This window comes from Enterobacter oligotrophicus, from assembly GCF_009176645.1.
Lineage (GTDB): Bacteria > Pseudomonadota > Gammaproteobacteria > Enterobacterales > Enterobacteriaceae > Enterobacter > Enterobacter oligotrophicus.
Map to the genome: position 1 here is coordinate 2553973 of NZ_AP019007.1, position 26835 is coordinate 2580807.

A 26835-nucleotide genomic window follows, 5' to 3' on the forward strand; every position below is an offset into this window, starting at 1 on the left:
TTGTTATAGGTACAGATCTAACGCCGATTGCATCGGGGTAACGCCAAAACGTTTACCCAGTGCGATCAGTTCTTCACGAGTGATGGTTTGCTTCATGCCGCCCATGGAGTACACCTTCACCAGCACTTCGGCGGATTTCTCGGCGGTGTCGATCAGGCCGAAGGTTTCATCCAGCGTCGGGCCGCTGCCGAACACGCCGTGGAACGGCCACAGCACCAGTGAGTGTGTTTGCATATCTTTGGCGGTCGCCTGGCCGATCTCGTCCGTGCCTGGCACCATCCACGGCAGAATGCCGACACCGTCCGGGAACACTACCAGACATTCGGTGCTGCCTTCCCACAGTTTGCGGGTGATGAAATCCGAGCTGTTTTCCAGCACGTAGGTCAGGGCAATCAGGTTGGTGGCATGGCAGTGCATGATCACGCGGTCTTTACCATTGGTCGCCTTGATGCGCTCGCAGTGCGAGAGGAAGTGTGCTGGCAACTCAGAGGTTGGCACCGCTTCATCCGTCAGCCCCCAGAGAATGTGGTAGCCCGCGCCGTCGCTGTCCACTTTCACCACGCCGAGGTTGGCCTGGGGATCGAGCTGTACGTTGCGGAAGAACTTGCCGGAACCGGTAACGATAAACGGCGTGTTAGCAAGCAGCGGCATCGGCTGGCTCAGCGCGATATAGCGCGGCTTCTGGTGAAAATCGGCGGCGAATGGCTCGATATCTGCGTCATCCAGGCGTAGCGTCAGGTTGCCGCCGTTGCGCTCGTCCCAGCCTTTCAGCCAGGCGTCGGAGGTGGCTTTAATCATGCCCTGGACGAACCAGGAATTGGTGATGGTCTGCATAGTCTTCTTTTCCAGTTATCGCGGTGAGGTTGAACCCCTCACCCCAGCCCTCTCCCACAGGGAGAGGGGGTAAAAGTTCCCTCTCCCTGTGGGAGAGGGTTAGGGTGAGGGCAAAATTACCCGCGCTTACTCAACACGTCTTTCTCATACGCCCGCACGTTATCCAGCCACTGGCTGCCCGCCGGGGCGTCGTGACGCTGGCAGTACATCTCCCACACCGCCTGCCACGGCAGGGATTTCTGCTCTTCCAGCAGCGCCAGACGCGCGGTGTAATCGCCGTTTGCTTCCAGCTGTTTCAGCGCAGCAGTTGGCTCCAGCAGCGCGCGCAGCAGGGCTTTCTTCATATTGCGGGTGCCGATGACCCACGCCGCGATGCGGTTGATAGAGGCGTCGAAGAAGTCGAGGCCAATGTGAACGCGGTCAAACAGGTCATGACGGATGATTTCGCTGGCGATGGCCTGGGTTTCGTCATCCAGCAACACCACGTGGTCGCTGTCCCAGCGTACCGGACGGCTGACGTGCAGCAGGAGGCGCGGCACATAGAGCATGGCGGCTGAGATTTTGTCGGAGATCACTTCCGTCGGGTGGAAGTGGCCAGCATCCAGGCACAGGGCGGTCTGGCGGCTGGTGGCGTAACCCATGTAGAACTCGTTTGAGCCGACGGTGTAGCTTTCCGCGCCAATGCCGAACAGCTTGCTCTCTACGGCGTCGATGTGGTGCGCCGGGTCCAGTTTTTCGCTGATGGCTTCATCCAGCGCGGCCAGCAGGCGCTGACGGGGGGCCAGACGGTCAACGGTAATATCTTTCATGCCGTCCGGGACCCAGATATTCATCACCGACGGTGTGCCAAGCTGCTCACCGAAATACGCCGAGACGCGGCGGCTGGCTTTCACATGGTCGATCCAGAACTGGCGGATTTCATCGTTCGCATGAGCGAGGGTAAAGCCGTCGGCACTCAGCGGGTGTGAGAAGCAGGACGGGTTAAAATCCAGCCCCAGCTTGTTGGCCTTCGCCCACTCCACCCAGTTCTTAAAGTGCGCCGGTTTGATCTCGTTACGCGCGACTGGCTCGTCGGATTCGAGATAAATCGCGTGCAGGTTCAGACGTTTTGGCCCAGGGATCAGGCTCAGCGCCAGCGCCAGGTCGGCACGCAGTTCGGTGGCGTTGCGCGCTTTGCCTGGGTAGTTACCCGTCGCCTGAATGCCACCCGTCAGGGAACCGCCTGGGTTCTCAAAACCGGCGACATCATCGCCCTGCCAGCAGTGCATGGAAACAGGCAGGCGGTCGAGCTGGCGCAGCGCCTCTTCGACATCCACGCCGACGGCGGCGAAACGCTGTTTTGCCAGGTCCCAGGCTTGTTCTAATTGAGTGGTCATGCGCAAAGCTCCTTAGTCAGTCGTTTTTGCTGAAATTGCGCCCGATAGCGGGCAATTTCATGGCAGGGATTGGGTGTGAAGGTGGTCAGGCTGCTGTTCGCCGTGACTACCGAGCGGAAATCGTCAACGCTGGAAAGTTCGTCCAGGGTCATTAACTGAACGCCGATATTACCGAGCGTGGAAGCCTCTACAGGGCCCGCCACCACGGTGATCCCGCAGGCATCGGCGCAAAGCTGGTTCAGTAGCTGGTTCTGGCAGCCGCCGCCTACGATGTGCAGCTTGCTGAACGGCTTGCCGCGCAGGTCGGCCAGCTCGCTCAGTACATCGGCATACAGCAGGGCCAGGCTGTCAAAAATGCAGCGTGCCAGTTCGGCCGGGCTGGACGGCACCGGCTGTCCGGCCTCGAAACAGGCTGCCTGGATCTCAGCGCTCATGTGCGCCGGGTTGATGAAGCGGTCGTCGTTCGGGTTGATCAGGAATGTGCAGGCCTTCAGCTTTTCGGTCTCGGCGATAAGCGCAGGCAGGTCGGTGATGTTCTGCTCTTTCAGCACCCGCTGGAGCAGCCACAGGCCCATGATGTTTTTCAGCACGCGATAGCGGCCTTCTGCGCCGCCTTCGTTGGTGATATTCGCGGCCAGAGCGGCAGCGCTGGTGTACGGAGTTTTACTCTCAAAGCCCATCAGCGACCAGGTGCCGGAAGAGAGGTAGGCCGCATCTTTGTCGGCGAGCGGCGAGGCAATGACCGCACTGGCGGTATCGTGGCTGGCGACCGCGACAACAGGAATTTCGTTCCCCTGCGGGCAAATCCACTGACCGATCACATTACCCGGATGGGTCGGCGTGCCGAACCAGGAAGGCGATGCCCCCGTCCAGGCCAGCAGATGTTCATCCCAGTTATCGGTGTTGATATTAACCAGTTGGGTGGTGGTGGCGTTGGTGTATTCCCAGTTCAGGTTGCCGGTCAGGCGGTAGCTGAAGTAGTCCGGGATCAGCAGCGCATGCGCCACGTTCGCAACCAGCTCCGGCTGCTGTTCAACCAGCGCACGCAGCTGATACAGCGTATTGAACGGCAGGAACTGAATGCCGCTGCGCCCGTAAATGTTCTCTTTACCGAGCTGCGCGATGGCGTGCGCCATCACACCCTCGGTACGGCTGTCGCGGTAGGAGACGGGCAGGCCGACGCGTTCGCCGCTTTCGTCCAGCAACACATAGTCCACGCCCCAGGTATCAATGCCGATACTGTCGATACGGATGCCGTCCTCACACACTTTCTGCAGCCCGGTGCGGATCTCCGCTTCCAGGCCATCGATATCCCAGCTATCAAAACCGTCCTGCTTTTTCAGGCAGTTAACAAAACGATGCATTTCACGAAGCGAAAGCGTGCGCTGGTTACAGTCCCAGGTGGCGAGCATTACACGGCCGCTGGATGCGCCTAAATCGACAGCCACACAATGGCGAAAAGTCATGGTCGGGTCCTTCTTGAAGTCATTAGCCGTGAGTGTAAGAAAGGGAAGAAAAAGCCACCTTCTCGCCACTGACAGCCCAAATCCTGCGCTGGCAAGAAAGCAAAGATGAACGTGAGGGAGTTCACAGTTTCCAGTAATGACGGGGTTTGCGGGCAGTGTGACGCTTACCGCATTTCCTGATCTTTCCATCCGTTTCTTGAAAAACGGACAGGTTTTGCGAGGTTTGTTGCCGAAAATTTAAGGTGAGGATGAGGGGCCTTAATTACTATTTTGAGAACATTTCTCATTGGTGGGGGCCGTTATGACCGTACTACACAGCGTGGATTTTTTTCCTTCGGGAGGTTCGCCTGTCGCGATTGAGCCACGGCTCCCTCAGGCAGCATTTCCAGAACATCATCATGATTTTCATGAAATTGTGATTGTTGAACACGGCACGGGCATTCATGTCTTTAACGGCCAGCCATATACCATCAGCGGCGGCACGGTGTGTTTTGTTCGCGACCACGATCGGCACTTGTACGAACATACCGACAACCTGTGTCTGACCAACGTGCTCTATCGCTCCCCGGATGCGTTCCAGTTTCTGTCCGGGCTGAACCAGCTACTGCCGCAGGAGAAGGACGGGCACTATCCGTCGCACTGGCGAGTGAACCAGTCCACCTTACAGCAGGTACGCCAGCTGGTGAGCCAGATGGAGAAAAGCGAGGACGGGCAGGAGACGCACGCCATTGCCACGCGCGAGCTGCTGTTTATGCAGCTGCTGGTGCTGCTGCGCCGCAGTAGCCTGGTGGAAGGGCTGGAAAATAACGACGCACGGCTCAACCAGCTGATGGCCTGGCTGGAAGACCACTTTGCCGAGGACGTGTGTTGGGAAACGCTGGCGGATGATTTTTCACTGTCGCTGCGCACCCTGCATCGCCAGCTCAAGCAGCATACCGGGCTGACGCCGCAGCGCTACCTTAACCGTCTGCGGTTAATCAAAGCGCGCCACCTGCTGCGTCATACCGATGAAAGCGTCACGGATATCGCTTATCGCTGCGGTTTCGGCGACAGTAACCACTTTTCAACGCTGTTTCGCCGTGAGTTTAGCTGGTCGCCGCGTGATATTCGCCAGGGCAAGGATGCGTCACTTCAGTAACGGGAGGGTAATCACCGTTTTTTTACGGCAAAAAGGCTAATAATGTCAGGTTATTCGCCGTTGAGGTTGTGGTGTGGCTGCTCAGTTAATTCTTCGCAAAGATGATTTTTTTGCCTCCGCCGGGCAAGCCGTCGCGGTGGCGGATCGCTATCCGCAAAACGTCTTTGCTGAGCATACCCACGAGTTTTGCGAGCTGGTGCTGGTCTGGCGCGGCAACGGGTTACATGTCCTCAACGATCGGCCCTATCGCATTACGCGCGGCGATCTGTTTTACATTCGCGCCGAAGATAAACACTCCTACGCCTCGGTTAACGATCTGGTTTTGCAGAACGTGATTTACTGCCCGGACAGGCTCAAACTCAACGTCGACTGGGCGGCCAGTATCCCCGGTTTTAACGATACGCACGGTGCGCCGCACTGGCGCTTAAGCAGCAACGGCATGACGCAGGTGCGTCAGGTGATTTCCCAGCTTGAACAGGAGAGCCAGAAGAGCGACCCGGTCGCCAACCCGATGGCGGAGCTGCTTTTCGCCCAGCTGGTAATGACCCTCAAACGCTATCGCTATGCCACCGATAACCCGTCTGCCACGGCGCAGGAGGCGCTGCTGGATAAACTGATTACCACGCTTGCGGGCAGCCTGAATAAAAGTTTCGTGCTGGAGAAATTCTGCGAGCAGGAACAGTGCAGTGAACGCGCGTTGCGCCAGCAGTTCCGCACCCAGACGGGAATGACAGTGAACCACTACCTGCGTCAGCTGCGCATCTGCCACGCCCAGTATCTGCTGCAGCATACGGAGCTGATGGTCAGTGAAGTGGCGATGCGCTGCGGCTTTGAGGACAGTAACTACTTTTCGGTGGTATTTAACCGCGAAGTGGGGATGACGCCGGTTCAGTGGCGTCATCGCAGTCGAAAGGCAGCGTAATCAGTTCGCCATGCCGAGGCCGACGATGTTGGCGGCAATAATGATCACCACGCAACCCAGGCTCAGCACGCCCACCGGACGGCGTCCGGCGTTTTTCCACTCTTTGAGCACCAGCCCAACCAGCCCGCCGCACAGCACATAGAAGCTCATGTGCAGCATCCAGCTCATGTAGTCATACTGCGCCGGAATGCTGGCGTGGCCCCAGGCATAGAAGAAGAACTGCAGATACCACATCAGACCGCCCAGCGCTGAAAGCAGCACGTTGGTGATGATCAGCTGTTTTGCCAGTGAGAAGTCGGCTTTTACCGACAGGTTCTTCACTTTTGCCAGACGAATGAAGCAGAAGCCGAGGTTAACCAGTGCGCCGCCGCCCATGATCACCACATAGCTTGGCAGGGCAACGTATAATGGGTCGACGCCCAGCGCGGCGGCGGCCTCATGCATCGGTTTCGCCGCGTTCATGGCAAACGACATGCCCGCCGAGAAGATGCCGCACATCACCGCCAGCAGCAGGCCTTTCTTCAGATTGAACTCTTCGGCCTTGATGCCCATCTTGCGCTCTTTGAGCTGCCCCGCGCGGGTGACAATCCCCACGCCGATCACCGCGACCAGCACGCCCAGCAGCGTCATGCGCCCGCCTTCGGTGTTGATCAGCACGTCGAAGTTGCCGTTGAGAATGGGCGTCATCAGCGTACCGACGATCAACGTAATGCCAATCGCGATGCCGATACCCATCGACATGCCGAGGTAGCGCATGGTGAGGCCGTAGTTGATGTTACCGATGCCCCACATCGCGCCGAACAGGAAGACCGGCAGTAGGGTGGAGGCGTTAAAGGAGGAGAAATAGCCCCAAAAATCCGGGAGCAACATGGCGCTAATGGTCCACGGCAAAATCAGCCATGACACCGTACCGCCAACGGACCACATGGTTTCCCATGACCAATGTTTAACCTTTTTAAACGGGGCATAGAAACAGGCTGCACTGGCTGCGCCTATCAAATGCCAGAAAATACCCATCGTAATCGCATGATTCATTTTTACATCCTCATCGTTTTTATAGTCGGTGGCTTCCCGCCGACTTGATGAGTGTAAAAATTAGGCGGTTTGGGAACCTTCAGAAGGTTGCCGCACTTTTGTTCCTGATGGCAATCAGCACGTTAACCGCGTGAGCAGACTCACAATTTCGGCATTAAGCGAAAAACGAATAACCTTATAAAAACTACGGCATTGATAATCATTTTCAATATCATTTAATTAACTATAATGAACCAACTGCTTACGCGGCATTAACAGCTGTGCCGCCCGACACTAATGGAGAGGATTATGAGTTATACACTGCCATCCCTGCCGTATGCCTACGACGCACTGGAACCGCATTTCGACAAGCAGACGATGGAAATCCATCACACTAAACACCACCAGACCTACGTGAACAATGCGAACGCCGCGCTGGAAAGCCTGCCAGAGTTCGCTAACCTGCCGGTTGAAGAGCTGATCACCAAACTGGATCAACTGCCAGCGGACAAGAAAACCGTTCTGCGTAACAACGCTGGCGGCCACGCTAACCACAGCCTGTTCTGGAAAGGCCTGAAAACCGGTACGACCCTGCAGGGCGACCTGAAAGCGGCTATCGAGCGCGACTTCGGTTCCGTAGATAACTTCAAAGCGGAATTCGAGAAAGCCGCTGCAACCCGTTTCGGTTCTGGCTGGGCGTGGCTGGTCCTGAAAGGCGACAAGCTGGCGGTGGTTTCTACCGCTAACCAGGACTCCCCGCTGATGGGTGAAGCGATCTCTGGCGTATCCGGCTTCCCAATCCTGGGCCTGGACGTGTGGGAACACGCTTACTACCTGAAGTTCCAGAACCGTCGCCCGGACTACATCAAAGCCTTCTGGGACGTGGTGAACTGGGACGAAGCAGCAGCGCGTTTCGCCGCTAAAAAATAAGGTTGCATTGACGCCTGTGAGAAGCGAGTCTTATGACTCGCTTTTTTTGTATCTGTATACCCGTCATACTTCAAGTTGCAGGTGCGTTGGCTGCGCTCGCTCACCCCAGTCACTTACTTGAGTAAGCTCCTGGGGATTCACTCTCTTGCCGCCTTCCTGCAACTCGAATTATTTAGGGCATATAAAGGAGTTGCGATGCATTACCCGGTGAATGTGTTTACAGGCAAGGTAAGGGAATACGACGGCAGCCGCCCAAGCGCCATCGCCAAAGTTCAGATTGACGGTGAGCTGACGTTAACCGACCTCGGGCTTGCGGGTGATGAGCAGGCCGAAAAGAAAATCCACGGCGGGCCGGAGCGCGCGCTGTGCCACTATCCTCGCGAGCACTATCAACACTGGATTTCTGAATTCCCCGAGCAGGCGGATCTGTTTGTCGCCCCCGCGTTTGGCGAGAACCTTTCGACGGAAGGGCTGACGGAGAAGAATGTCTTTATCGGCGATATCTACCGTTGGGGCGATGCCCTGATTCAGGTGACGCAGCCGCGCTCGCCGTGCTTCAAGCTCAACTACCATTTCGGTATTCAGGATATGTCTGCCCGGCTGCAAAATGCGGGCAAGACCGGCTGGCTGTACCGCGTGGTGCTGGCAGGGCAGGTGTCAGCGGACGCGCCGCTCGAACTGGCGTCGCGCCTGAGCGATGTCTCTGTGCATGAAGCCTGCGCGATTGCCTGGCATATGCCGTTTGACGATGAGCAGTATCATCGCCTGCTGTCGGCGGCGGGGTTATCGACCAGCTGGACAAGAACGATGCAGAAGCGGCGTTTAAGCGGCAAGATCGAGAATAATTCGCGAAGATTGTGGGGAAAGTAGCCCTCCGTAGAAAGTAGGCCGGGTAAGGGAAGCCGCCACCCGGCTTTTTTGCCTCTGCGCCTGTTATTGCCCGGTGGCGCTGCGCTTACCGGGCCTACAATACGGTGCCAGAGGAAAACTAAGAACGCTTATACAACGGCAGCCACAGCGTTAACCGTAATCCGCCCAGCGGACTATCGTCAGCTTTCACCCAGCCACGGTGCTGCTGCATGGCGGTTTCAACAATCGCCAGACCCAGACCCGTACCGCCAGACTCACGGTCGCGCGCTTCGTCGGTACGGTAGAATGGACGGAAAATCTGCTCGCGGTCTTCCGGGCTGACGCCAGGGCCGTCGTCGTCCACGATGATGGTGATCCCGTCTTTATCCACCGAAAACGCCACTTCAATCTTCGTATGTGAATAGCGCAGAGCGTTGCGCACGATATTCTCCAGCGCGCTCTCCAGCGTGTTAGGGTTACCGTACAGCGGCCACGGGCCCGGCGGGAAGTTGACGGTGAACGATTTGCCCATCTGTTCCGCTTCGAACGCCGCGTTGTCCAGCACCTCGTGCCACAAGTGGTTGGCTTTCACCGTTTCGCTTACCAGTGCGTTCTTCTGCTGATTGCGCGACATCACCAGCAGATCGTTGATCATGCTGTCCAGACGGTGCGCTTCCGTTTCAATGCGTTCCAGCTCTTTGCTTTCACCGCTGCGGCGGCGCAGTAATGCGGTGCCAAGCTGCAAACGTGTGAGCGGGGTGCGCAGTTCGTGGGAGATGTCTGACAGCAGACGTTGCTGCGCGGTCATCATGCGGTCAAGAGCAGAGACCATCTGGTTAAAGCTGGTTCCGGCGGCCAGGAACTCCTGCGGGCCGGATTCCAGTTCCGGATGCTGCCTCAGGTTGCCCTGCGCCACTTCGTCTGCTGCATTTTTCAGCTTACGCGCCGGTTTCGCCAGGCTCCACGCCAGCCATAACAGCAGTGGGGAACTGACCAGCATGGTGACAATCAGCAGCAGGAGTGGGCGGTCAAACAGCAGGTTGATGAAGTCAGACTGGGAACTGCTCGCAGGACGAATCAGATAGAGCTGATAATTATCTTCCCCATCTCTTACGGAGAAGGGGCCTACCATCTCTACCCGACCATATTTCTTTTTCTGGGGGTGATCGGCATTATCCGCCTGACCTATGAAGTTGCGGATAATCTGCATTTCATTGCGATCGGCCCCGATAACGCGGCCTTCGCTGGTGACCAGCAGCAGGCGTTGTCCGGGCGGTGCCCACTTGTCGATAGCGCGAAACAGCCTGCGCCACCACATTAAATCGTTCGGCGGATCGTTTGCCAGCTCGGCTTCCACGTGCTGCTCGATCATCACGCCCTGACGTTGCTCGCTGTCGAGCAGTTCCGTCATCTGGCGTGAGTCGAGTTTTGGCAACATCAGTACGAGCATTAAAACCAGTGCCAGCGTCAGCCAGAAGATGGCGAAGATGCGGGCGGTTAAGCTGCCTATCATGAAGCGGAAACCATCAGATAACCGCGACCACGCAGAGTTTTAAACCACGGATGACCGTCTTTACGCTCCGGCAGCTTACGGCGCAGGTTCGAGATATGCATGTCAATGGCGCGGTCAAACGGCGTGAGGCGTTTGCCCAGCACTTCCTGACTTAAATGTTCACGCGATACCACCTGGCCGAGATGCTGCGCCAGCAGATAAAGCAGGGTGAACTCGGTGCCGGTCAGTTCCAGCGTTTCGCCGTCGAAGCTCGCCTCCTGACGGCCTGGGTTCAGGCTCAGGGAGTCCACTTCCAGCGTGGGTGAGCTGTTGTCAGTATTCTGCTGCTGTTCGCTCCAGTGAGAACGACGCAGGATAGCGCGAATGCGGGCAACCAGTTCACGGTCGTTGAATGGCTTAGGTAAATAGTCATCCGCGCCCAGCTCAAGGCCAAGTACACGGTCTAATTCGCTGCCGCGTGCGGTCAGCATAATAACGGGGGTCTGGTGTGTCTGGCGAAGCTCTTTCAGCGTATCAATGCCGTTTTTCTTTGGCATCATGACGTCGAGCAAAAGTAAATCGATGCTGTCGTCAAGGAGACTCAGCGCCTGCTCGCCATCGTGGGCAACCAGAACGTTGAAACCTTCCATGTCGAGCAACTCCTTTAAAAGGGATGTGAGCTCTCGGTCATCATCAACTAACAGGATTTTATTCATTGTTTAAATACCTCCGAGGCAGAAATTACGACATCAAGGCTATCTAATCCATGACTTTACGTTGTTTTACACCCCCTGACGCATGTTTGCAGCCTGAATCGTAGACTGTCTCTCGTTGAATCGCGACACGAAAGATTTTGGGAGCAAGTGATGCGCAAAGTTACCGCTGCCGTCATGGCCTCAACGCTGGCGTTCAGTGCGTTTAGCCAGGCTGCTGTAGCTATCATCGGCGATAACGGTTCCTCACAAGAGGGCGCAACGCAGCACAGCAGCCAAAGCCATATGTTCGACGGCATAAGTTTAACCGAACATCAGCGTCAACAGATGCGAGATCTGATGCAGAGGGCAAGACACGACCAGCCTCCTGTTAATGTTAGCGAAATGGAGACAATGCATCGCCTTGTCACCGCAGAAAATTTTGACGAAAGCGCTGTACGCGCTCAGGCAGAAAAAATGGCACAGGAACAGGTTGCCCGCCAGGTAGAGATGGCGAAGGTCCGCAACCAGATGTTCCATCTGCTTTCGCCCGAGCAGCAAGCGGTTTTGAACGAGAAACACCAGCAACGGATGGACCAGTTGCGTGAGGTTGCACGGATGCAGCGAAGCTCAGAAACGACGCTTTTTAGTAGCAATAGCAGTACCCGTAGTAACCAGTAAACCCTGTTTTCCTTGCCATAGACACCATCCCTGTCTTCCCCCACATGATGTGGGGGTTTTTTTTGCCCTTCGTTCAGGTTTGTTAACCGTTTATTCATCCTTTGACTCCGCAACCATCCGTTATACTAGCGCCATGGCATGACAGGAGTGTTTATGAATCAATCCTATGGACGGCTGGTAAGCCGGGCCGCAATCGCCGCGACGGTAATGGCGTCGTGTTTGCTGATCATTAAAATTTTCGCGTGGTGGTACACCGGCTCGGTCAGTATTCTGGCGGCACTGGTGGACTCGCTGGTGGATATTGCCGCCTCGCTGACCAACCTGCTGGTGGTGCGCTACTCGCTGCAACCGGCCGATGAAGAGCACACGTTTGGGCATGGCAAGGCAGAATCGCTGGCGGCGCTGGCGCAAAGCATGTTTATTTCCGGCTCCGCGCTGTTCCTCTTTTTGACCGGCATTCAGCATCTTGTCTCGCCGTCGCCGATGAACGATCCGGGCGTCGGCGTGGTGGTTACGGTGATTGCACTTATAAGCACACTTGTTCTGGTAACGTTCCAGCGCTGGGTGGTGCGCAAAACGCAAAGCCAGGCTGTACGGGCAGATATGCTTCATTATCAGTCTGATGTTATGATGAATGGCGCTATTCTTATTGCGCTCGGTCTGGCCTGGTATGGCTGGCATCGCGCCGATGCGTTGTTTGCGTTAGGAATTGGCATCTATATTTTATACAGTGCGTTACGGATGGGGTACGAGGCGGTGCAATCGCTTCTGGATCGCGCCCTTCCGGACGCAGAACGTGATGAAATTTTTGCTATCGTGAACCACTGGCCGGGCGTCAGTGGAGCCCACGATCTTCGTACGCGGCAGTCAGGGCCGACCCGCTTTATACAGATTCATATAGAAATGGAAGACAACTTGCCGCTGGTTCAGGCTCACGTCATTGCTGAGCAGGTCGAGCAGGCGATTTTGCAGCGTTTTCCTGGTTCAGACGTCATTATTCACCAGGACCCCTGCTCGGTTGTACCCGGACATGTTCAGCTTTCGTAATTCGTTGTAAAAAAGTGAGCCAGGCCAGCATTTTGTGTATAAATTACCGCCATTTGGTCTGACCTGAATCAATTCAGCTGGAAGCGATTGATATACTATTTGCAGTATTCGTTGGTCGAACAGTTTCTTCCGGCAACAGATTTCAATTTTGCATTCCTAAGTTCAGAGGTAGTCATGATTAAGAAAATCGGTGTGTTGACAAGCGGCGGTGATGCGCCGGGCATGAACGCGGCAATTCGTGGGGTTGTCCGTGCAGCCCTGACGGAAGGTCTGGAAGTTTTTGGTATCTATGACGGTTACCTGGGTCTGTACGAAGACCGTATGGTTCAACTGGACCGCTACAGCGTGTCTGACATGATCAACCGTGGCGGCACCTTCCTGGGTTCTGCGCGCTTCCCGGAATTCCGTGACGAACACGTTCGTGAAGTGGCTATCGAGAACATGAAAAAACGCGGCCTGGACGCACTGGTTGTTATCGGTGGTGACGGTTCATACATGGGTGCGAAACGTCTGACCGAAATGGGCTTCCCGTGCATCGGTCTGCCAGGCACCATTGATAACGACATCAAAGGCACTGACTACACTATCGGCTTCTTTACCGCGCTGGGTACGGTTGTTGAAGCGATTGACCGTCTGCGTGACACCTCTTCTTCCCACCAGCGTATTTCCATCGTAGAAGTGATGGGCCGTTACTGTGGCGACCTGACGCTGGCTGCGGCCATTGCGGGCGGCTGCGAGTTCATCGTAGTGCCAGAAGTCGAATTCAGCCGTGAAGATCTGGTTGCTGAAATCAAAGCCGGTATCGCGAAAGGTAAAAAACACGCCATCGTAGCTATCACCGAGCACATCTGTGACGTTGACGAGCTGGCGAAGTACATCGAAACCGAAACCAAGCGCGAAACCCGCGCGACCGTGCTGGGCCACATCCAGCGTGGCGGTTCCCCTGGCCCGTACGACCGTATCCTGGCGTCCCGCATGGGCGCATATGCTATCGATCTGCTGCTGCAGGGGCACGGCGGCCGTTGCGTCGGTATTCAGAACGAAAAACTGGTTCACCATGACATCATCGATGCGATTGAAAACATGAAGCGTCCGTTCAAAGGTGACTGGCTGGACTGCGCGAAAAAACTGTACTGATCGGCTCTTTTGCCCGGTGGCGGCAAGGTAAATGCAAAACGGTAACCCTTGGGTTACCGTTTTTTATGTTTGCTCCCTCTCCCGTGGGAGAGGGGGGGGGGTGAGGGCATAAGGTCGCTCCTGTCCCTCTTTTTATTCCTCCTTGTTATAGCCAATCTTTTTTTATTCTTTAATCATTGGTTCCCTTTCTGGCACGCTGCATTCATCAAAACACTACATAAGAGAGCTGGGCGATGAATAAATGGGGCGTGGGTTTAACATTATTGCTGGCATCGACCAGCGTTCTGGCTAAGGACATCCAGTTACTGAACGTGTCATACGACCCGACGCGTGAGCTGTACGATCAATACAACAAAGCGTTTGCGGCGCACTGGAAACAGGAAACCGGCGACAATGTGGTGATTCGCCAGTCTCATGGCGGCTCAGGCAAACAGGCAACGTCTGTTATTAACGGCATTGAAGCTGACGTGGTGACTCTGGCGCTGGCCTACGACGTAGACGCGATTGCGGAGCGCGGCCGTATTGATAAAAACTGGATCAAACGTCTGCCGGACAACTCTGCTCCATACACCTCGACCATCGTTTTCCTGGTGCGTAAAGGCAACCCGAAACAAATTCATGACTGGAACGACCTGATTAAGCCGGGCGTCTCGGTCATCACTCCGAACCCGAAAAGCTCTGGTGGCGCACGCTGGAACTATCTGGCCGCCTGGGGCTACGCCCTGCACCACAACAACGGCGATCAGGCGAAAGCTCAGGAGTTCGTGAAAGCGCTGTTTAAAAACGTGGAAGTGCTGGATTCCGGCGCACGTGGTGCAACCAATACCTTCGTTGAGCGCGGCATTGGTGACGTGCTGATCGCCTGGGAAAATGAAGCCCTGCTGGCGACGAATGAGCTGGGTAAAGACAAGTTTGAGATCGTCACCCCGAGCGAATCTATCCTCGCCGAGCCGACTGTCTCCATCGTCGACAAAGTGGTTGAGAAGAAAGAGACCAAAGCGGTGGCTGAAGCGTACCTGAAGTATCTCTACTCTCCGGAAGGCCAGGAAATTGCGGCGAAAAACTTCTATCGCCCACGTGATCCGGCTGTGGCGAAGAAATACGAGAACGCCTACCCGAAACTGAAACTCTTTACCATTGATGAGGAGTTTGGTGGCTGGACAAAAGCGCAGAAAGAGCACTTCTCTAACGGCGGTACTTTCGACCAGATCAGCAAGCGCTAAGCGTTTACGCAAAAATAGCCCGGTGTGAGAAATCCGCCGGGTTTTTTATTTGGTCATCATTTTGCGTTACTCTTTCGCTTCTGACGAAAACAGGGAACGCGTTGTGAAAAAAATTATCTTACTGAGCCTGGTTGTCATCGCCCTCGCCGCTGGCGGCTGGTACTGGATGAAAGCGGGTAACCCGAATGCGTTGCGTCATATCGTCCTCGACCAGTGTCTGCCTGGTCAGCTGCAACACCGTAATCCTGCGCCGTGTGCGCAGGTGAAACCTGACGCAGGTTACGTGGTGTTCAAAGACCGCAACGGACCGCTGCAATACCTGCTGATGCCGACCTACCGCATCAACGGCACTGAAAGCCCACTATTAACCGAGCCACATACGCCGAATTTCTTCTGGCTGGCGTGGCAGTCGCGCAGCTTTATGTCCCTGAAGCGTGGGTCCGAGGTGCCCGACAGCGCCATTTCGCTGACGATTAACTCCCCGACCGGCCGCACGCAGAATCATTTCCATATTCATATCTCCTGCCTGCGCCCTGACGTGCGCGAAAAACTGAATGCCTCTCAGGGGCAAATCAGCACCCAGTGGCTGCCTTTTCCGGGCGGACTGGAAGGGCATGAATATCTCGCCCGTCGTGTGACGGAAAATGAACTGGTGCAGCGCAGCCCGTTTATGATGCTGGCGGAAGAGGTGCCGGAAGCGCGCGACCATATGGGGCGCTTTGCGCTGGCAATGGCTCAGCAGTCGGACGGGTCGTTTATTTTGCTGGCGACCGAGCGCAATTTGCTGATGCTTAACCGCGCATCCGCTGAGGAATTACAGGATCATCAATGCCATATCCTGAAGTGAGCCCACCATAAATAGCGTTTACTCGTTCTGCCTGTCGCCGTAGACTTGCTGAAAAAACCGACAGGAGACAGGAATGTCGCTCTGGTTAACTCACCCTCTGTTACTGCCTTCACTGATCGTTGGCGTCACCATTGTGTTATGGGCGACGTCACTGTTGCCGGAATTCATCACCGCGCTGCTGTTTTTTACGGCGGCGATGACCGCCAGAATTGCCCCGCCGGAGGTGATTTTTGGCGGCTTTGCCTCGTCTGCCTTCTGGCTGGTATTCAGCGGCTTTGTGCTTGGCGTGGCGATCCGTAAAACCGGTCTGGCCGACAGGGCTGCACGGGCTTTATCCGCAAAGCTCACTGACTCCTGGGTATTAATGGTCGCCAGCGTGGTGTTGCTGAGCTACGCCCTGGCGTTTGTGATGCCGTCGAACATGGGCCGCATTGCGCTGTTGATGCCCATCGTCGCGGCGATGGCAAAACGCGCCAGCATTCCCGATGGATCGCGCGCCTGGTTTGGCCTCGCGCTGGCTGTCGGGTTCGGCACCTTCCAGCTTTCGGCCACTATTCTGCCTGCCAACGTGCCCAATCTGGTGATGAGCGGCGCGGCGGAAGGCTCATACGGTATCCACCTGAACTATGTGCCCTATCTGCTGCTGCACACGCCGGTGCTCGGTATCCTCAAGGGGTTGATTCTGATTGGGTTGATCTGCTGGCTGTTTCCCGGCAGCCCGAAACCCGCGCGCGATCTCATGCCGTCAGAACCCATGGGGCGGGATGAAAAACGGCTCGCCTGGCTGCTGGCTGTCGTGCTGGTGATGTGGGTGACGGAGAGCTGGCACGGCGTTGGGCCTGCCTGGACGGGGCTGGCGGCGTCGGTCATTGTCATGCTGCCGCGCATCGGCTTTATCACTGGCGAAGAGTTTTCCACAGGCGTAAACATGCGCACCTGTATTTATGTGGCGGGCATTCTGGGGCTGGCGATTGTGGTGACGCAAACCGGCATTGGCTCAGCCGTGGGTGAGGCGTTACTGCAGATTATGCCGCTGGATGCAGACAGACCGTTCACCAGCTTCCTGGCGCTGACGGGGATCACCACGGCGCTCAACTTCATCATGACGGCCAACGGCGTTCCCGCGCTGTACACCACCCTGGCGCAGAGTTTTTCGGATGCTACCGGCTTCCCGCTGCTGTCGGTGATCATGATTCAGGTATTGGGGTATTCCACGCCGCTGCTGCCGTATCAGGCATCGCCGATTGTAGTGGCAATGGGGCTAGGGAAGGTGCCTGCAAGGGCGGGGATGCTGCTCTGTCTGGCGCTGGCAATCGCAACGTATCTGGTGCTGCTGCCGCTGGATTATCTGTGGTTTAGCGTACTGGGACGGCTGTAAAAAAGCCCGGTGGCGCTGACGCTTACCGGGCCTACAGAACCGTAGGGCGGGTTAGCGAAGCGCCACCCGCCACAAAAGCCATTACGCCTGTTTAGCTGCTTCTGCTGCTTTAACGATCACCGCGAAAGCGTCCGCTTTCAGGGATGCGCCGCCAACCAGCGCGCCATCGATGTCTGGCTGGGTGAACAGCTCAGCAGCGTTGGATGCGTTTACGGAACCGCCGTACTGGATGATCACTTGCTCAGCCACTTTCGCGTCGGCTTTAGCAATGTGGTCACGGATAAATTTGTGAACCGCCTGAGCCTGCGCAGGGGTTGCAGATTTGCCGGTACCGATCGCCCAGACTGGCTCGTAAGCGATGACTGCGCCTTCGAACGCTGCCGCGCCCTGGGTTTTCAGCACAGCGTCGATCTGACGTGCGCACACTTCTTCGGTTTTACCCGCTTCGTTTTCCGCTTCGGTTTCACCGATGCACAGAACCGGGATCAGACCCTGCTCTTTCAGCACGGCGAATTTCTTCGCGATAAATTCGTCGGATTCTTTGTGGTAGGTGCGACGCTCAGAGTGGCCGATGATGATGTATTTCGCGCCGATATCTTTCAGCATTTCAGCGGAGGTTTCACCGGTGAATGCGCCAGACAGGTTAACGTCAACGTTCTGCGCGCCCAGCACGATGTGGCTGCCGTCAGCGGCACGTTTAGCCAGATCCAGGTACATATCCGGCGGAGCGATAGCAACCGCGCAGCCAGTCACACCAGCCAGCTCTTTACGCAGGTTCGCAACCAGTTCGTTTACCATGTGGCGGCTGCCGTTCAGTTTCCAGTTACCCATCACTAAAGGATGTCGCATTTCAATTCTCCACGCTAAATAAGCGAATTAAGGAATATGGCCACCCTGACGGGCAGCATGGTCTGTGAATCAGTATAGAGATTTTCCCCTGAAAGGCTTTGCTTTTTGTCATTAATTCGCCCCTCCAAGTGAGTCTGATAGTGCCAGCTTAATCGGTTCAACAGCGAAGGTCAGGCCTTTTTCGCCATTATCTGCCACTACATAGCGAACGGCACCTTCCGTATCGGCGTAGTAACGCTTGTTTTTGCCCGCCGTCAGCAGTTTTTGCAGCTTTTGTTGGCTTTGCGCTTTTGTCAGCGCAGGCGTAAAGGCGCGCAGGACGGCGCTCATATACTCCAGCGCTTTCGCTTTTGCCGCTTTTTGCTCTGGCCCCTGAATTGGCAGCCAGGTAACCTGCATGCTTTTGATTTTTAACGTTCCACGCTCAAGTGCGGTTGAGGCGTACAGGTTCTCGTTAATCTTGCTGGCGGCGCGGGTGAGGGTCGGTGTATCGCGTGCGCTATCAATGGCGCGGAATTCTTCCAGCGGAAGCGTCGGGTTGTCTTTGTTGAACGCTTCACGGAACTGGCTGATCGACTGATCGAACGACGGCGCACCTGCCAGCAGATACGGCGCGGTTGCCGGTGCGGTGGTTTCGGCGGCGTAAAGGGGAAAGCAGGCGCTGAGCGTTGTTAAACACAGCAAAAATGAGTAAGCCCAACGTTTCATCAATATTGTCCCAGGCTGTAACTGTTCATGATTAAAACGATATCTGTCCGGCTTGTCAAAAGGTCACAACTCCAGGGTAAAATGCGCGCTATACGATAATAAGGAACCTTACATGACCATACAGCAGTGGTTGTTTTCATTCAAAGGGCGTATTGGACGCCGTGATTTCTGGATCTGGATGGTGACCTGGATTGTCGCCATGCTGCTTCTGTTTTTCGTTGCCTACAATGCGTGGCTGAGTACGCAAACGGCGGCGTTTGCACTGGTCTGCCTGCTTTGGCCAACCGCGGCGGTGGTGGTGAAACGTCTGCACGATCGCGGTCGTTCCGGCGCATGGGCATTTCTGATTATTCTGGCGTGGATGCTGGTGGCAGGGAACTGGTCGATACTGCCGTCCATCCTCCCCTGGGTTGTGGGCAGGCTGCTGCCGTCCGTGATCTTCGTGATGATGGTTGTCGATCTGGGCGCGTTTATCGGCACCCAAAACGAAAACAAATACGGTAAAGACACCCTTGAGGTGAAGTACCGCTGATCACCAGTAGTGTTCAGCGGTCATATGGCCCGGTCGGCGGCGAAGATGTTTCGTCATCTGCCGGGACTCCTTCAGAAGCTGCTGTGTATCTCTGACCATCTGTGGGTTGCCGCACAGCATCACGTGGCTGGTTTCCGTATTCATCGGCAAGCCAACCGCCGCTTCCAGCGCACCACTTTCAATCAACGCCGGCACGCGCCCGGTCAGCGAGCCTGCTGCGGTTTCACGGCTGACCACGGTCTGGATTTTCAGCTTCCCGCCATACTGTTGTTCCAGTTCCTGCATCTGCGGAAGATAGCTTAAGTCTGCGGCGTAGCGCGCGGCGTGAACCAGCACGATATTTTTAAAACGCTCCAGGTCTTTGCCGTACTGGAGAATAGAGAGGTAAGGGCCGATGGCCGTACCGGTAGCCAGCATCCACAGGGTGTCGCAGTCCGGGATTTCGTCCAGCACAAAGAAACCTGCCGCTTCGCTCACAATCTGAACATCATCGCCCGGTTTCAGTGCGGCAAGGCGCGGGCTGAGTTTGCCGTCCGGGACGGTGACCAGATAGAACTCAAGGTCCGGATTATCCGGCGCGTTGACGTAAGAGTAGGCGCGCTGCACGCGTTCCCCATCGACATCCAGACCCAGCTTGGCGAATTGCCCGGCGGTAAATGGATGAACGGGAGCGTGAAGGGTGAGACTAAATAGCGCATCGGTCCAGAACTGTACCTTTATGACTTTACCTGTTACCCAGTCCGCCATGACCATCTCCTGTGCTGAAATTCTATTTCTATCTTCCGTTCTTACCGGAGAGATTTCCAGCCCATTTGGGCCGGAAAGCTCAATCGATCAAACGGTTTTAAAGAATGTGCGTCTGCACGTCCGGGTCTTTGCGATCGAGATAGTGAATAGACTGAATGCGGCGAATGGTGCGCGATTTACCGCGGATCAGCAGGGTTTCGGTGGTCGCCATGTTGCCCTTGCGGGTGATGCCGTCCAGCAGGTCGCCTTTAGTGATACCGGTTGCGGAGAAGACCACGTTATCGCTGCGCGCCATGTCGTTCAACGCGAGGACTTTATTCGCTTCGATGCCCATTGCTGCGCAGCGGGCAAGCTCGTCCTCACCGATGCGACGGTTTTCTTCGCTGTCGCCTTTTACGTCATGACGGGCCAGCAGCCGCGCCTGCATGTCGCCGTCCAGCGCGCGGATCACCGCCGCAGAGACTACCCCTTCCGGTGCGCCACCGATGCCGTAAAGCACGTCCACTTCGCTGTCTGGCATGCAGGTCAGAATCGAGGCGGCAACGTCGCCGTCCGGGATCGCAAACACGCGCACGCCGAGTTTTTGCATCTGCGCGATGGTGGCGTCGTGACGCGGTTTCGCCAGAATGGTGACGGTCAGCTCGCTGAGCGGTTTGTCCAGCGCGTTGGCTACATTGCGAAGGTTCTCTTCCAGCGGCAGGCTGAGGTCGATTGCGCCTTTCGCGCCAGGGCCGACAATCAGCTTTTCCATGTACATGTCCGGCGCGTTGAGGAAGCAGCCTTTATCACCCACGGCCAGCACCGCCAGCGCATTGGCCTGGCCCATCGCCGTCATGCGCGTGCCTTCGATCGGGTCGACGGCGATATCCACGGCATCGCCTTTACCTGTCCCGACTCTTTCACCGATGTAGAGCATCGGCGCTTCGTCGATCTCGCCTTCGCCGATCACGATGGTGCCGTCGATGTTGACCTGGTTTAGCACAATGCGCATGGCATGGACGGCTGCGCCGTCTGCGGTATTTTTGTCGCCACGGCCGAGCCATTTATAGCCCGCCAGCGCGGCCGCTTCGGTGACGCGGGAAAACTCGATAGCAAGTTCACGTTTCATGGGGTACTCGTACAATCAAAAGGAATTGCACGAAGTTTATCACAGAGTGGGGAGGGGTGAGGGGGCCGGCGCGGTCTGAGCCCCTCACCCTAACCCTCTCCCCAGGGGAGAGGGAATATATGATTACTCGTCGTGCTCTTCCCATGCCAGGGCACGTTTCACCGCTTTCTTCCAGCCGCTGTAGCGGTAGTTGCGCTCGGTGGTTTCGATGCCAGGGCGGAATTCACGTTCGATCACCGCTTTTTCCTGCAGCTCGTCCAGGTTCTGCCAGAAGCCTACCGCCAGACCGGCCAGGTACGCCGCACCCAGCGCCGTCACTTCACGCACTTCAGGGCGCTCCACGCGGGTGCCCAGAATGTCGGACTGGAACTGCATCAGGAAGTTGTTGGCAACCGCGCCGCCGTCCACGCGTAGCGCATGCAGACGAATGCCGGAGTCAGCCTGCATCGCTTCCAGCACGTCGCGCGTCTGGTAGGCGATAGATTCCAGGGTGGCGCGAATGATGTGGTTGGAATTCACACCACGCGTCAGACCGAAAATCGCGCCGCGGGCATACGGGTCCCAGTACGGTGCGCCGAGACCGGTGAATGCAGGCACTACATACACGCCGTTGGTGTCTTTCACCTTGGTCGCGAAGTATTCGGAGTCGAATGCATCACTGATCAGCTTCATCTCGTCGCGCAGCCACTGAATGGACGCGCCCGCCATGAATACTGCGCCTTCCAGGGCGTAATTCACTTCACCGCGTGGGCCGCAGGCAATGGTGGTCAGCAGGCCATTTTCTGATTTCACCGCTTTCTCGCCGGTGTTCATCAGCATAAAGCAGCCGGTGCCGTAGGTATTTTTCGCCATCCCTTCCTTGACGCACAGCTGGCCGAACAGCGCCGCCTGCTGGTCACCGGCGATACCGGCGATAGGAATACGGGTGCCACCCTTACCGCCGATGTTGGTCTGGCCGTACACCTCGGAAGACTTACGCACGTCAGGCAGCATGGCGCGTGGAATGTCCAGCGCGTCCAGCATCTTGTCATCCCATTCGAGGGTATTGATGTTGAACAGCATGGTGCGCGAGGCGTTGGTGTAGTCGGTGACATGAACGCGTCCCTGGGTCATCTTCCAGATAAGCCAGGTATCGACGGTGCCGAACAGCAGCTCGCCGCGTTTTGCACGCTCACGTGAGCCTTCCACGTGGTCAAGTATCCACTTCACTTTTGTGCCGGAGAAATAGGGGTCAATCACCAGGCCGGTGGCGCTACGGATGTACTCTTCCATGCCGTCGCGCTTCAGCTTTTCGCAGATTTCGGCGGTACGACGGCACTGCCAGACGATGGCGTTATAAATCGGCTTACCGGTTTCGCGTTCCCAGACCACGGTGGTTTCACGCTGGTTGGTAATACCGATGGCGGCAATTTCGTCGGAGCTGATATCGGCTTTCGCCAGCACTTCGACCAGCGTGGAGCTTTGCGACGCCCAAATCTCCATTGGATCGTGTTCTACCCAGCCTGGGCGAGGATAAATTTGCTCGAATTCGCGCTGTGACACGCTGACGATGTTCGCGTCATGATCCATTACGACAGCGCGGGAGCTGGTGGTGCCTTGGTCGAGCGCAACGATATATTTTTTTTCGGTCATGGTTTGTGTCCCGTAGTCAGATTACAGCGAGGCTTTTTGTTGTGCGGCGGAAGATGTTTCCTTCTCCTCTTCCACACAGGTGTCGCACGGTAAGTGGCGACCAATCAGTTTGCGATAGCCAAATGCCCCCAGCGCAGCCCCTACGATCGGCCCGAACAGCGGTACGAGGAAGTAAGGTATGTCTTTGCCGCCGGTGAAGGCAACGTCGCCCCAACCCGCAACGAAGGCGAAGGTTTTCGGACCCAGGTCACGCGCCGGGTTCATCGCAAAGCCCGTCAGCGGGCCCATTGATGCGCCGATCACGGCAATCAGTAAGCCAATCAGCAGTGGAGCCAGCGGGCCACGCGGAATACCGTTGCCATCGTCGGTCAGCGCCAGTATGGTGCCCATCAGAATAGCGGTAATCACCATTTCAACCGCGAAGGCCTGCACAAAATTGATATGCGGGTTCGGATAAGTGGAGAAAATACCGGCCAGATCCAGACTTTCGACGCTGCCGCGCAGCATATGATGCGTCTGTTCGAAGTCGATGAAAAGATTGTAATAAAGCCCGTAAACTAACGCCGCTGCGCAAAACGCGCCGGCAAATTGAGAAATAATGAAAGGAACAACTTTGCGTCCGTCGAAGCACGCGAACAGCCACAGCGCGATGGTCACCGCCGGGTTAAGATGTGCACCAGACACGCCTGCAGTCAGGTAGATGGCCATTGCCACGCCCAGACCCCAGATGATACTGATTTCCCACTGCCCAAAACTGGCACCCGCCACTTTCAGTGCAGCGACACAGCCCACTCCGAAGAATATCAACAACCCAGTACCAAGGAACTCGGCAATGCACTGGCCTTTTAAGGTTGATGTCTGACTCATAATCGGAATCCTGAAAAAATTGAATGTTTATTGTTAACATGGCCGCCCGTGACAACCACGATGTCCTGTAGACATAGTGTTAATTTATCGTTAACGAGCAAAAACGAGAAATATCGAAATCAAAATGTGTGGTCTGCGTCAATAAAATGAGCGTTTTCGCGCCATAAAGCACATTTTTGCATCAGCGCCGGAGTGTGAGCTGAATCATTTCATTAACGAATGAGTTAACAATTTAGGGGTATATGCCGCGAACGCACCAGGACGAGGCCGAAAAGTGTTGCAAACCGCGATCTGCGTGGCATGCCGCTGGACAGGCGCGACTGCGCTCCATACAATCGGAACATATGTTGTGCGCGTTTACGTTAAAGCGTCGCCTTGCAATTCAGGAGAGGTAGGATCATGTCTTTAGAAGTGTTTGAGAAACTGGAATCGAAAGTACAGCAGGCGATTGACACCATCACGCTGCTGCAAATGGAAATTGAAGAGCTGAAAGAGAAGAACAATTCCTTATCTCAGGAAGTTCAGAACGCCCAGCACAGCCGTGAAGAACTGGAGCGCGAAAACAACCAGCTGCGCGAGCAGCAGAACGGTTGGCAGGATCGCCTGCAGGCGCTGCTGGGACGTATGGAAGAGGTGTAATTCTGAATTCGTACAAAAGGCATCCTTAATGGATGCCTTTTTTGTTATGGGGGAATATTATCGCTCAACATGTTGTTCTCAAGGAATGCGAGATGACAAAACGAAGCGATATTATCGATAATACTGGCCGCTATATTACTCGCGATACTCCAAAAGGTCTTGTCTATACAGAAAATCTGGGATGGATCGATCTTGGGCATGCTAATCCAACAGGAGCCGAAAGGCTATGGCAGCAAATAATGATGCCTCACGGCGGAGACGACACCTGGTTCGAAGTTAATTATCATCAGAGTATGTCAATTAATTTTGCTGGAACAGGCATTACTACCGGTATATACAGAAGATTTTTAGTCCGTCGAGGGCTTAGTGAACATGTTTTAAAGGGGGTGGCACTAGCTATATTCATGGGGACATCTCACCAGTTTGAGTCGGTGCAGGACTTCTGGCCCTATGTTGTTTTTACTGACAGCGGATATAGTGCTGAAGATCTTGTTTCAAATTTATTTGGTTTTTGTCAGGCAGTTAACTATGCGGATTATACTGCTTTTCTGCATATATGCCCGAAAGAGAAAGCGTACCGGATTTGGGATCACTATGGTCCTGTTGGTGAATACAAAAATAAAAGCCTACTTCCTCTTCTTTTCCCAGATCCTCTGGAAAAAACAAGTAACCTCAAACCTTATCAGGGAAGGTTGCCCGCATTCATGAGTTCGATAACTCCTGTGGCAAGCCCAGCGTATGTTCGTGAGTTTAGCTTATGAAGATTTTTAAGCTATTAATATTTTGGGTTTTTATTATTACTATAGGGGCCGGGTACATATTTCTGGCAGCTCGAACTTTTGTACCAGAACGTTATACGCAAGATGATTTTTTTCGTTACCAACTGATGACTCCAAAAGTTCTTAAAAGTGCCCCGAGGGTATCAAACCAATGGTATTTCCTTAGTCAAACAGATGAGGGAAGTGGATTAAGATCGAATGAGATAGTTTTTACCAATATAGAGGAAAGCGATGTTGGTTCACTCATCGAACAGCTTGATGCCTGGATAAACAATTATCCGCAACGCCACGAAATGATGAGTGTTTCGGTAGAGAAATCAAACGGACAGCTGGGGATACGAGTTATTCACTATGATATGGATGAAAATAAATAAAAGAAGGCCATCTGTACACCAGATGGCCTTCTTTCGCTACTCAATATCCAGCGGATCTTCGGAAAGGATAATACCGGTGTTATCAGCGTAAAGATGATCGCCGGAGAAGAAGGTCACGCCGCCGAAATTCACGCGCACGTCGCTTTCGCCAATGCCATCACCCGCCGCGCCAACCGGAATGGCCGCGATGGCCTGAATGCCGATATCCAGGTCTTCCAGATCGTCCACCTGGCGCACGGAGCCGTAGACCACAATCCCTTCCCACTCATTCTGGACGGCAATTCCGGCCAGTTCAGCATCAATCAATGCACGGCGCACGGAACCACCGCCGTCGATCACCAGAACGCGGCCACGGCCGTTCTGTTCGAGCAGATCGTACAGCAACCCGTTATCCTCGAAACATTTCACCGTGATGATTTGCCCGCCAAACGACGACCGCCCACCAAAGTTGGAGAACAGCGGTTCAACGACGTTGACATCTTCCTGGTAGATGTCACAAAGCTCGGAGGTATCGTATTTCATAGGTTTAACGCTCTGTTGCTGCGAATGTGTTCAGTATATCGTGCGAAATGCGTTGTTGGCAAAATCATCAATTGTTAATTGATATTTGTCAGCTAACTGAGCGTCTGGCTTAAGACAATCCCGACGACGAACAACAGGTTAGTCAGCAATGCGCCTTTTACCGTGCGTTCCAGCATCGGCGGCATGGCTGACGGGCTGAGTTCACGCATCACATATCGCGCCTGCTTAATCAGCAGCGGTGCGGCGAGCACAAACAGCCAGCCCCACAGGCTGTGCAGCGAGATCAGGTTAAACAGCGCCAGGCAGACCAGCGCGCCGATGAGCAGGCAGGCGTGGTAACGACGCGCGTTAACCGGCCCCAGACGCACAGCCAGCGTGTTCTTGCCGTTCTCACGGTCGCTGTCGATGTCGCGCAGGTTGTTGATATTCAGCACTGCCGTTGCCAGCAGGCCGCAGGCGGTCGCAGGCAGGAACAGGGCAGGGATAACGGTATGCGCCTGCAGATACCAACTGCCCATCACGCTCAGCCAGCCGAAGAACACCAGCACGGAAATATCACCGAGACCAATATACCCGTATGGACGCGTGCCGACGGTGTAGGTAATCGCCGCGATAATGGCGAGCAGGCCCAATACCAGGAAACCGATGAAGTCGCTGGTGGTTTTTGAGGCGACGGTGACGAGCGCCAGACCCGACAGGCAAATCAACACCACGGTGATAATCAACGCCCGCTTCATTTGTGCCTGGGTAATGACCCCTTTCTGCATCCCACGCAGCGGCCCGATGCGGTCAGGTTTATCGCTGCCTTTCACCGCATCGCCGTAGTCGTTGGCGAGGTTGGAGAGAATTTGCAGCAGACCAGCGGTGATCAATGCCAGCCCGGCGACCAGCGGATCGAAATGTCCCTGCCACCAGGCAAGGGCAGAGCCAACAATTATTGCGGCAAAGGCCAGAGGAAGCGTTTTCGGACGCAGACTTTCGAGCCACGCCTGAGTACGGCTGATGTCAGTCATAGTTATTTAGCCAATAAAAAATGGGGGCAATAGCCCCCA

At 55.4% G+C, this 26835-nt stretch carries 28 protein-coding genes; 14 read left to right on the top strand and 14 right to left on the bottom strand.

Going from position 1 to position 26835, the window contains the following annotated elements; all coding sequences use genetic code 11:
* Positions 1-3: 3 nt before the first annotated feature.
* The 3 genes from rhaD to rhaB form a co-directional block, all read right to left on the bottom strand.
* Positions 4-834: a rhamnulose-1-phosphate aldolase gene (gene rhaD, locus EoCCA6_RS12280; RefSeq protein WP_152082891.1), complete on the bottom strand. Its 831-nt coding sequence runs from the start codon at positions 832-834 to the stop codon at positions 4-6.
* Between the two features lie 116 nt (positions 835-950).
* A complete protein-coding gene (rhaA, locus tag EoCCA6_RS12285; RefSeq protein ID WP_152082892.1) occupies positions 951-2210 on the bottom strand; it encodes an L-rhamnose isomerase in 1260 nt (419 codons plus the stop codon).
* On the bottom strand, positions 2207-3676 hold the full coding sequence (rhaB, locus tag EoCCA6_RS12290; RefSeq protein WP_152082893.1) for a rhamnulokinase: 1470 nt from the start codon (positions 3674-3676) through the stop codon (positions 2207-2209). The genes rhaA and rhaB overlap by 4 nt, the downstream gene beginning before the upstream one ends.
* 301 nt (positions 3677-3977) lie before the next feature.
* On the opposite strand from rhaB, the gene rhaS reads away from it, so the two are divergent.
* A complete protein-coding gene (gene rhaS, locus EoCCA6_RS12295; protein ID WP_152082894.1) occupies positions 3978-4814 on the top strand; it encodes an HTH-type transcriptional activator RhaS in 837 nt (278 codons plus the stop codon).
* A gap of 73 nt (positions 4815-4887) precedes the next feature.
* Positions 4888-5736: an HTH-type transcriptional activator RhaR gene (gene rhaR / locus EoCCA6_RS12300; RefSeq protein ID WP_152082895.1), complete on the top strand. Its 849-nt coding sequence runs from the start codon at positions 4888-4890 to the stop codon at positions 5734-5736.
* Here rhaR and rhaT read toward each other — a convergent pair whose 3' ends face one another.
* Entirely contained in the window at positions 5737-6771 is a 1035-nt protein-coding gene (gene rhaT, locus EoCCA6_RS12305) for an L-rhamnose/proton symporter RhaT (RefSeq protein WP_152082896.1), read from the bottom strand.
* A gap of 288 nt (positions 6772-7059) precedes the next feature.
* Here rhaT and sodA point away from each other — a divergent pair, with 288 nt between their 5' ends.
* On the top strand, positions 7060-7680 hold the full coding sequence (gene sodA / locus EoCCA6_RS12310) for a superoxide dismutase [Mn] (RefSeq protein WP_045343469.1): 621 nt from the start codon (positions 7060-7062) through the stop codon (positions 7678-7680).
* A gap of 195 nt (positions 7681-7875) precedes the next feature.
* On the top strand, positions 7876-8550 hold the full coding sequence (yiiM, locus tag EoCCA6_RS12315) for a 6-hydroxyaminopurine reductase (RefSeq protein ID WP_152082897.1): 675 nt from the start codon (positions 7876-7878) through the stop codon (positions 8548-8550).
* Positions 8551-8668: 118 nt separating this feature from the next.
* Here yiiM and cpxA read toward each other — a convergent pair whose 3' ends face one another.
* Both cpxA and cpxR read right to left on the bottom strand, forming a co-directional pair.
* The gene (cpxA, locus tag EoCCA6_RS12320; protein WP_022649811.1) at positions 8669-10042 is read right to left on the bottom strand and encodes an envelope stress sensor histidine kinase CpxA; all 1374 of its coding nucleotides are present in this window, start codon (positions 10040-10042) and stop codon (positions 8669-8671) included.
* Complete coding sequence (cpxR, locus tag EoCCA6_RS12325) at positions 10039-10737, bottom strand: envelope stress response regulator transcription factor CpxR (RefSeq protein WP_003862004.1); 699 nt, start codon at positions 10735-10737, stop codon at positions 10039-10041. Before cpxR ends, cpxA begins: the two co-directional genes overlap by 4 nt.
* 150 nt (positions 10738-10887) lie before the next feature.
* Between cpxR and cpxP the strand changes: the two genes are divergently transcribed.
* The 6 genes from cpxP to EoCCA6_RS12355 all read left to right on the top strand — a co-directional run bounded on the left by cpxP (position 10888) and on the right by EoCCA6_RS12355 (position 17026).
* The gene (cpxP, locus tag EoCCA6_RS12330; RefSeq protein WP_152082898.1) at positions 10888-11394 is read left to right on the top strand and encodes a cell-envelope stress modulator CpxP; all 507 of its coding nucleotides are present in this window, start codon (positions 10888-10890) and stop codon (positions 11392-11394) included.
* A 153-nt stretch (positions 11395-11547) separates the two neighbouring features.
* Complete coding sequence (fieF, locus tag EoCCA6_RS12335) at positions 11548-12441, top strand: CDF family cation-efflux transporter FieF (RefSeq protein WP_152082899.1); 894 nt, start codon at positions 11548-11550, stop codon at positions 12439-12441.
* 174 nt (positions 12442-12615) lie between these two features.
* On the top strand, positions 12616-13578 hold the full coding sequence (pfkA, locus tag EoCCA6_RS12340) for a 6-phosphofructokinase (protein ID WP_152082900.1): 963 nt from the start codon (positions 12616-12618) through the stop codon (positions 13576-13578).
* A 233-nt stretch (positions 13579-13811) separates the two neighbouring features.
* The gene (locus tag EoCCA6_RS12345) at positions 13812-14801 is read left to right on the top strand and encodes a sulfate ABC transporter substrate-binding protein (protein ID WP_152082901.1); all 990 of its coding nucleotides are present in this window, start codon (positions 13812-13814) and stop codon (positions 14799-14801) included.
* A gap of 103 nt (positions 14802-14904) precedes the next feature.
* The gene (locus tag EoCCA6_RS12350) at positions 14905-15648 is read left to right on the top strand and encodes a CDP-diacylglycerol diphosphatase (RefSeq protein ID WP_152082902.1); all 744 of its coding nucleotides are present in this window, start codon (positions 14905-14907) and stop codon (positions 15646-15648) included.
* Between the two features lie 73 nt (positions 15649-15721).
* A complete protein-coding gene (locus tag EoCCA6_RS12355; RefSeq protein ID WP_152082903.1) occupies positions 15722-17026 on the top strand; it encodes an SLC13 family permease in 1305 nt (434 codons plus the stop codon).
* An 81-nt stretch (positions 17027-17107) separates the two neighbouring features.
* On the opposite strand, the gene tpiA is transcribed toward EoCCA6_RS12355, so the two are convergent.
* Positions 17108-17875: a triose-phosphate isomerase gene (gene tpiA / locus EoCCA6_RS12360; protein WP_006808674.1), complete on the bottom strand. Its 768-nt coding sequence runs from the start codon at positions 17873-17875 to the stop codon at positions 17108-17110.
* Between the two features lie 111 nt (positions 17876-17986).
* Positions 17987-18583, bottom strand: coding sequence for a DUF1454 family protein (locus EoCCA6_RS12365; protein WP_152082904.1), 597 nt, complete (start codon positions 18581-18583; stop codon positions 17987-17989).
* A 112-nt stretch (positions 18584-18695) separates the two neighbouring features.
* Between EoCCA6_RS12365 and EoCCA6_RS12370 the strand changes: the two genes are divergently transcribed.
* A complete protein-coding gene (locus tag EoCCA6_RS12370; RefSeq protein WP_152082905.1) occupies positions 18696-19115 on the top strand; it encodes a DUF805 domain-containing protein in 420 nt (139 codons plus the stop codon).
* On the opposite strand, the gene fpr is transcribed toward EoCCA6_RS12370, so the two are convergent.
* From fpr to EoCCA6_RS12390, 4 genes are all read right to left on the bottom strand, one after another.
* Positions 19116-19862 carry a ferredoxin--NADP(+) reductase gene (fpr, locus tag EoCCA6_RS12375; protein WP_152082906.1) on the bottom strand — a complete coding sequence of 249 codons (747 nt, stop codon included), beginning with the start codon at positions 19860-19862 and terminating at the stop codon, positions 19116-19118. It lies immediately after the preceding gene.
* Between the two features lie 97 nt (positions 19863-19959).
* Positions 19960-20970, bottom strand: coding sequence for a class II fructose-bisphosphatase (gene glpX, locus EoCCA6_RS12380; protein WP_152082907.1), 1011 nt, complete (start codon positions 20968-20970; stop codon positions 19960-19962).
* Between the two features lie 123 nt (positions 20971-21093).
* The gene (glpK, locus tag EoCCA6_RS12385; RefSeq protein ID WP_112011857.1) at positions 21094-22602 is read right to left on the bottom strand and encodes a glycerol kinase GlpK; all 1509 of its coding nucleotides are present in this window, start codon (positions 22600-22602) and stop codon (positions 21094-21096) included.
* Positions 22603-22623: 21 nt separating this feature from the next.
* A complete protein-coding gene (locus EoCCA6_RS12390) occupies positions 22624-23469 on the bottom strand; it encodes an MIP/aquaporin family protein (RefSeq protein WP_152082908.1) in 846 nt (281 codons plus the stop codon).
* 399 nt (positions 23470-23868) lie between these two features.
* On the opposite strand from EoCCA6_RS12390, the gene zapB reads away from it, so the two are divergent.
* The 3 genes from zapB to EoCCA6_RS12405 all read left to right on the top strand — a co-directional run bounded on the left by zapB (position 23869) and on the right by EoCCA6_RS12405 (position 25261).
* Positions 23869-24108, top strand: coding sequence for a septal ring assembly protein ZapB (gene zapB, locus EoCCA6_RS12395; RefSeq protein WP_022649799.1), 240 nt, complete (start codon positions 23869-23871; stop codon positions 24106-24108).
* Positions 24109-24200: 92 nt separating this feature from the next.
* Entirely contained in the window at positions 24201-24869 is a 669-nt protein-coding gene (locus tag EoCCA6_RS12400; RefSeq protein WP_152082909.1) for a hypothetical protein, read from the top strand.
* Entirely contained in the window at positions 24866-25261 is a 396-nt protein-coding gene (locus tag EoCCA6_RS12405; RefSeq protein ID WP_152082910.1) for a hypothetical protein, read from the top strand. Before EoCCA6_RS12400 ends, EoCCA6_RS12405 begins: the two co-directional genes overlap by 4 nt.
* 36 nt (positions 25262-25297) lie before the next feature.
* Here EoCCA6_RS12405 and rraA read toward each other — a convergent pair whose 3' ends face one another.
* Positions 25298-25783, bottom strand: a complete 486-nt coding sequence (rraA, locus tag EoCCA6_RS12410) for a ribonuclease E activity regulator RraA (RefSeq protein WP_126546043.1) — start codon at positions 25781-25783, stop codon at positions 25298-25300.
* Positions 25784-25875: 92 nt separating this feature from the next.
* The gene (menA, locus tag EoCCA6_RS12415) at positions 25876-26802 is read right to left on the bottom strand and encodes a 1,4-dihydroxy-2-naphthoate polyprenyltransferase (protein ID WP_152082911.1); all 927 of its coding nucleotides are present in this window, start codon (positions 26800-26802) and stop codon (positions 25876-25878) included.
* Positions 26803-26835 lie beyond the last annotated feature (33 nt).

Coding starts and splice junctions, on each gene's coding strand:
- rhaA (WP_152082892.1), bottom strand. CDS start 2,210: ATGACCACTCAATTAGAACAAGCCTGGGACCTGGCAAAACAGCGTTTC.
- EoCCA6_RS12370 (WP_152082905.1), top strand. CDS start 18,696: ATGACCATACAGCAGTGGTTGTTTTCATTCAAAGGGCGTATTGGACGC.
- glpX (WP_152082907.1), bottom strand. CDS start 20,970: ATGAAACGTGAACTTGCTATCGAGTTTTCCCGCGTCACCGAAGCGGCC.
- EoCCA6_RS12365 (WP_152082904.1), bottom strand. CDS start 18,583: ATGAAACGTTGGGCTTACTCATTTTTGCTGTGTTTAACAACGCTCAGC.
- rhaT (WP_152082896.1), bottom strand. CDS start 6,771: ATGAATCATGCGATTACGATGGGTATTTTCTGGCATTTGATAGGCGCA.
- glpK (WP_112011857.1), bottom strand. CDS start 22,602: ATGACCGAAAAAAAATATATCGTTGCGCTCGACCAAGGCACCACCAGC.
- tpiA (WP_006808674.1), bottom strand. CDS start 17,875: ATGCGACATCCTTTAGTGATGGGTAACTGGAAACTGAACGGCAGCCGC.
- EoCCA6_RS12345 (WP_152082901.1), top strand. CDS start 13,812: ATGAATAAATGGGGCGTGGGTTTAACATTATTGCTGGCATCGACCAGC.
- rraA (WP_126546043.1), bottom strand. CDS start 25,783: ATGAAATACGATACCTCCGAGCTTTGTGACATCTACCAGGAAGATGTC.
- EoCCA6_RS12405 (WP_152082910.1), top strand. CDS start 24,866: ATGAAGATTTTTAAGCTATTAATATTTTGGGTTTTTATTATTACTATA.
- yiiM (WP_152082897.1), top strand. CDS start 7,876: ATGCATTACCCGGTGAATGTGTTTACAGGCAAGGTAAGGGAATACGAC.
- sodA (WP_045343469.1), top strand. CDS start 7,060: ATGAGTTATACACTGCCATCCCTGCCGTATGCCTACGACGCACTGGAA.
- cpxR (WP_003862004.1), bottom strand. CDS start 10,737: ATGAATAAAATCCTGTTAGTTGATGATGACCGAGAGCTCACATCCCTT.
- EoCCA6_RS12400 (WP_152082909.1), top strand. CDS start 24,201: ATGACAAAACGAAGCGATATTATCGATAATACTGGCCGCTATATTACT.
- rhaS (WP_152082894.1), top strand. CDS start 3,978: ATGACCGTACTACACAGCGTGGATTTTTTTCCTTCGGGAGGTTCGCCT.
- EoCCA6_RS12355 (WP_152082903.1), top strand. CDS start 15,722: ATGTCGCTCTGGTTAACTCACCCTCTGTTACTGCCTTCACTGATCGTT.
- rhaD (WP_152082891.1), bottom strand. CDS start 834: ATGCAGACCATCACCAATTCCTGGTTCGTCCAGGGCATGATTAAAGCC.
- fpr (WP_152082906.1), bottom strand. CDS start 19,862: ATGGCGGACTGGGTAACAGGTAAAGTCATAAAGGTACAGTTCTGGACC.
- fieF (WP_152082899.1), top strand. CDS start 11,548: ATGAATCAATCCTATGGACGGCTGGTAAGCCGGGCCGCAATCGCCGCG.
- cpxP (WP_152082898.1), top strand. CDS start 10,888: ATGCGCAAAGTTACCGCTGCCGTCATGGCCTCAACGCTGGCGTTCAGT.
- pfkA (WP_152082900.1), top strand. CDS start 12,616: ATGATTAAGAAAATCGGTGTGTTGACAAGCGGCGGTGATGCGCCGGGC.
- zapB (WP_022649799.1), top strand. CDS start 23,869: ATGTCTTTAGAAGTGTTTGAGAAACTGGAATCGAAAGTACAGCAGGCG.
- rhaB (WP_152082893.1), bottom strand. CDS start 3,676: ATGACTTTTCGCCATTGTGTGGCTGTCGATTTAGGCGCATCCAGCGGC.
- cpxA (WP_022649811.1), bottom strand. CDS start 10,042: ATGATAGGCAGCTTAACCGCCCGCATCTTCGCCATCTTCTGGCTGACG.
- EoCCA6_RS12390 (WP_152082908.1), bottom strand. CDS start 23,469: ATGAGTCAGACATCAACCTTAAAAGGCCAGTGCATTGCCGAGTTCCTT.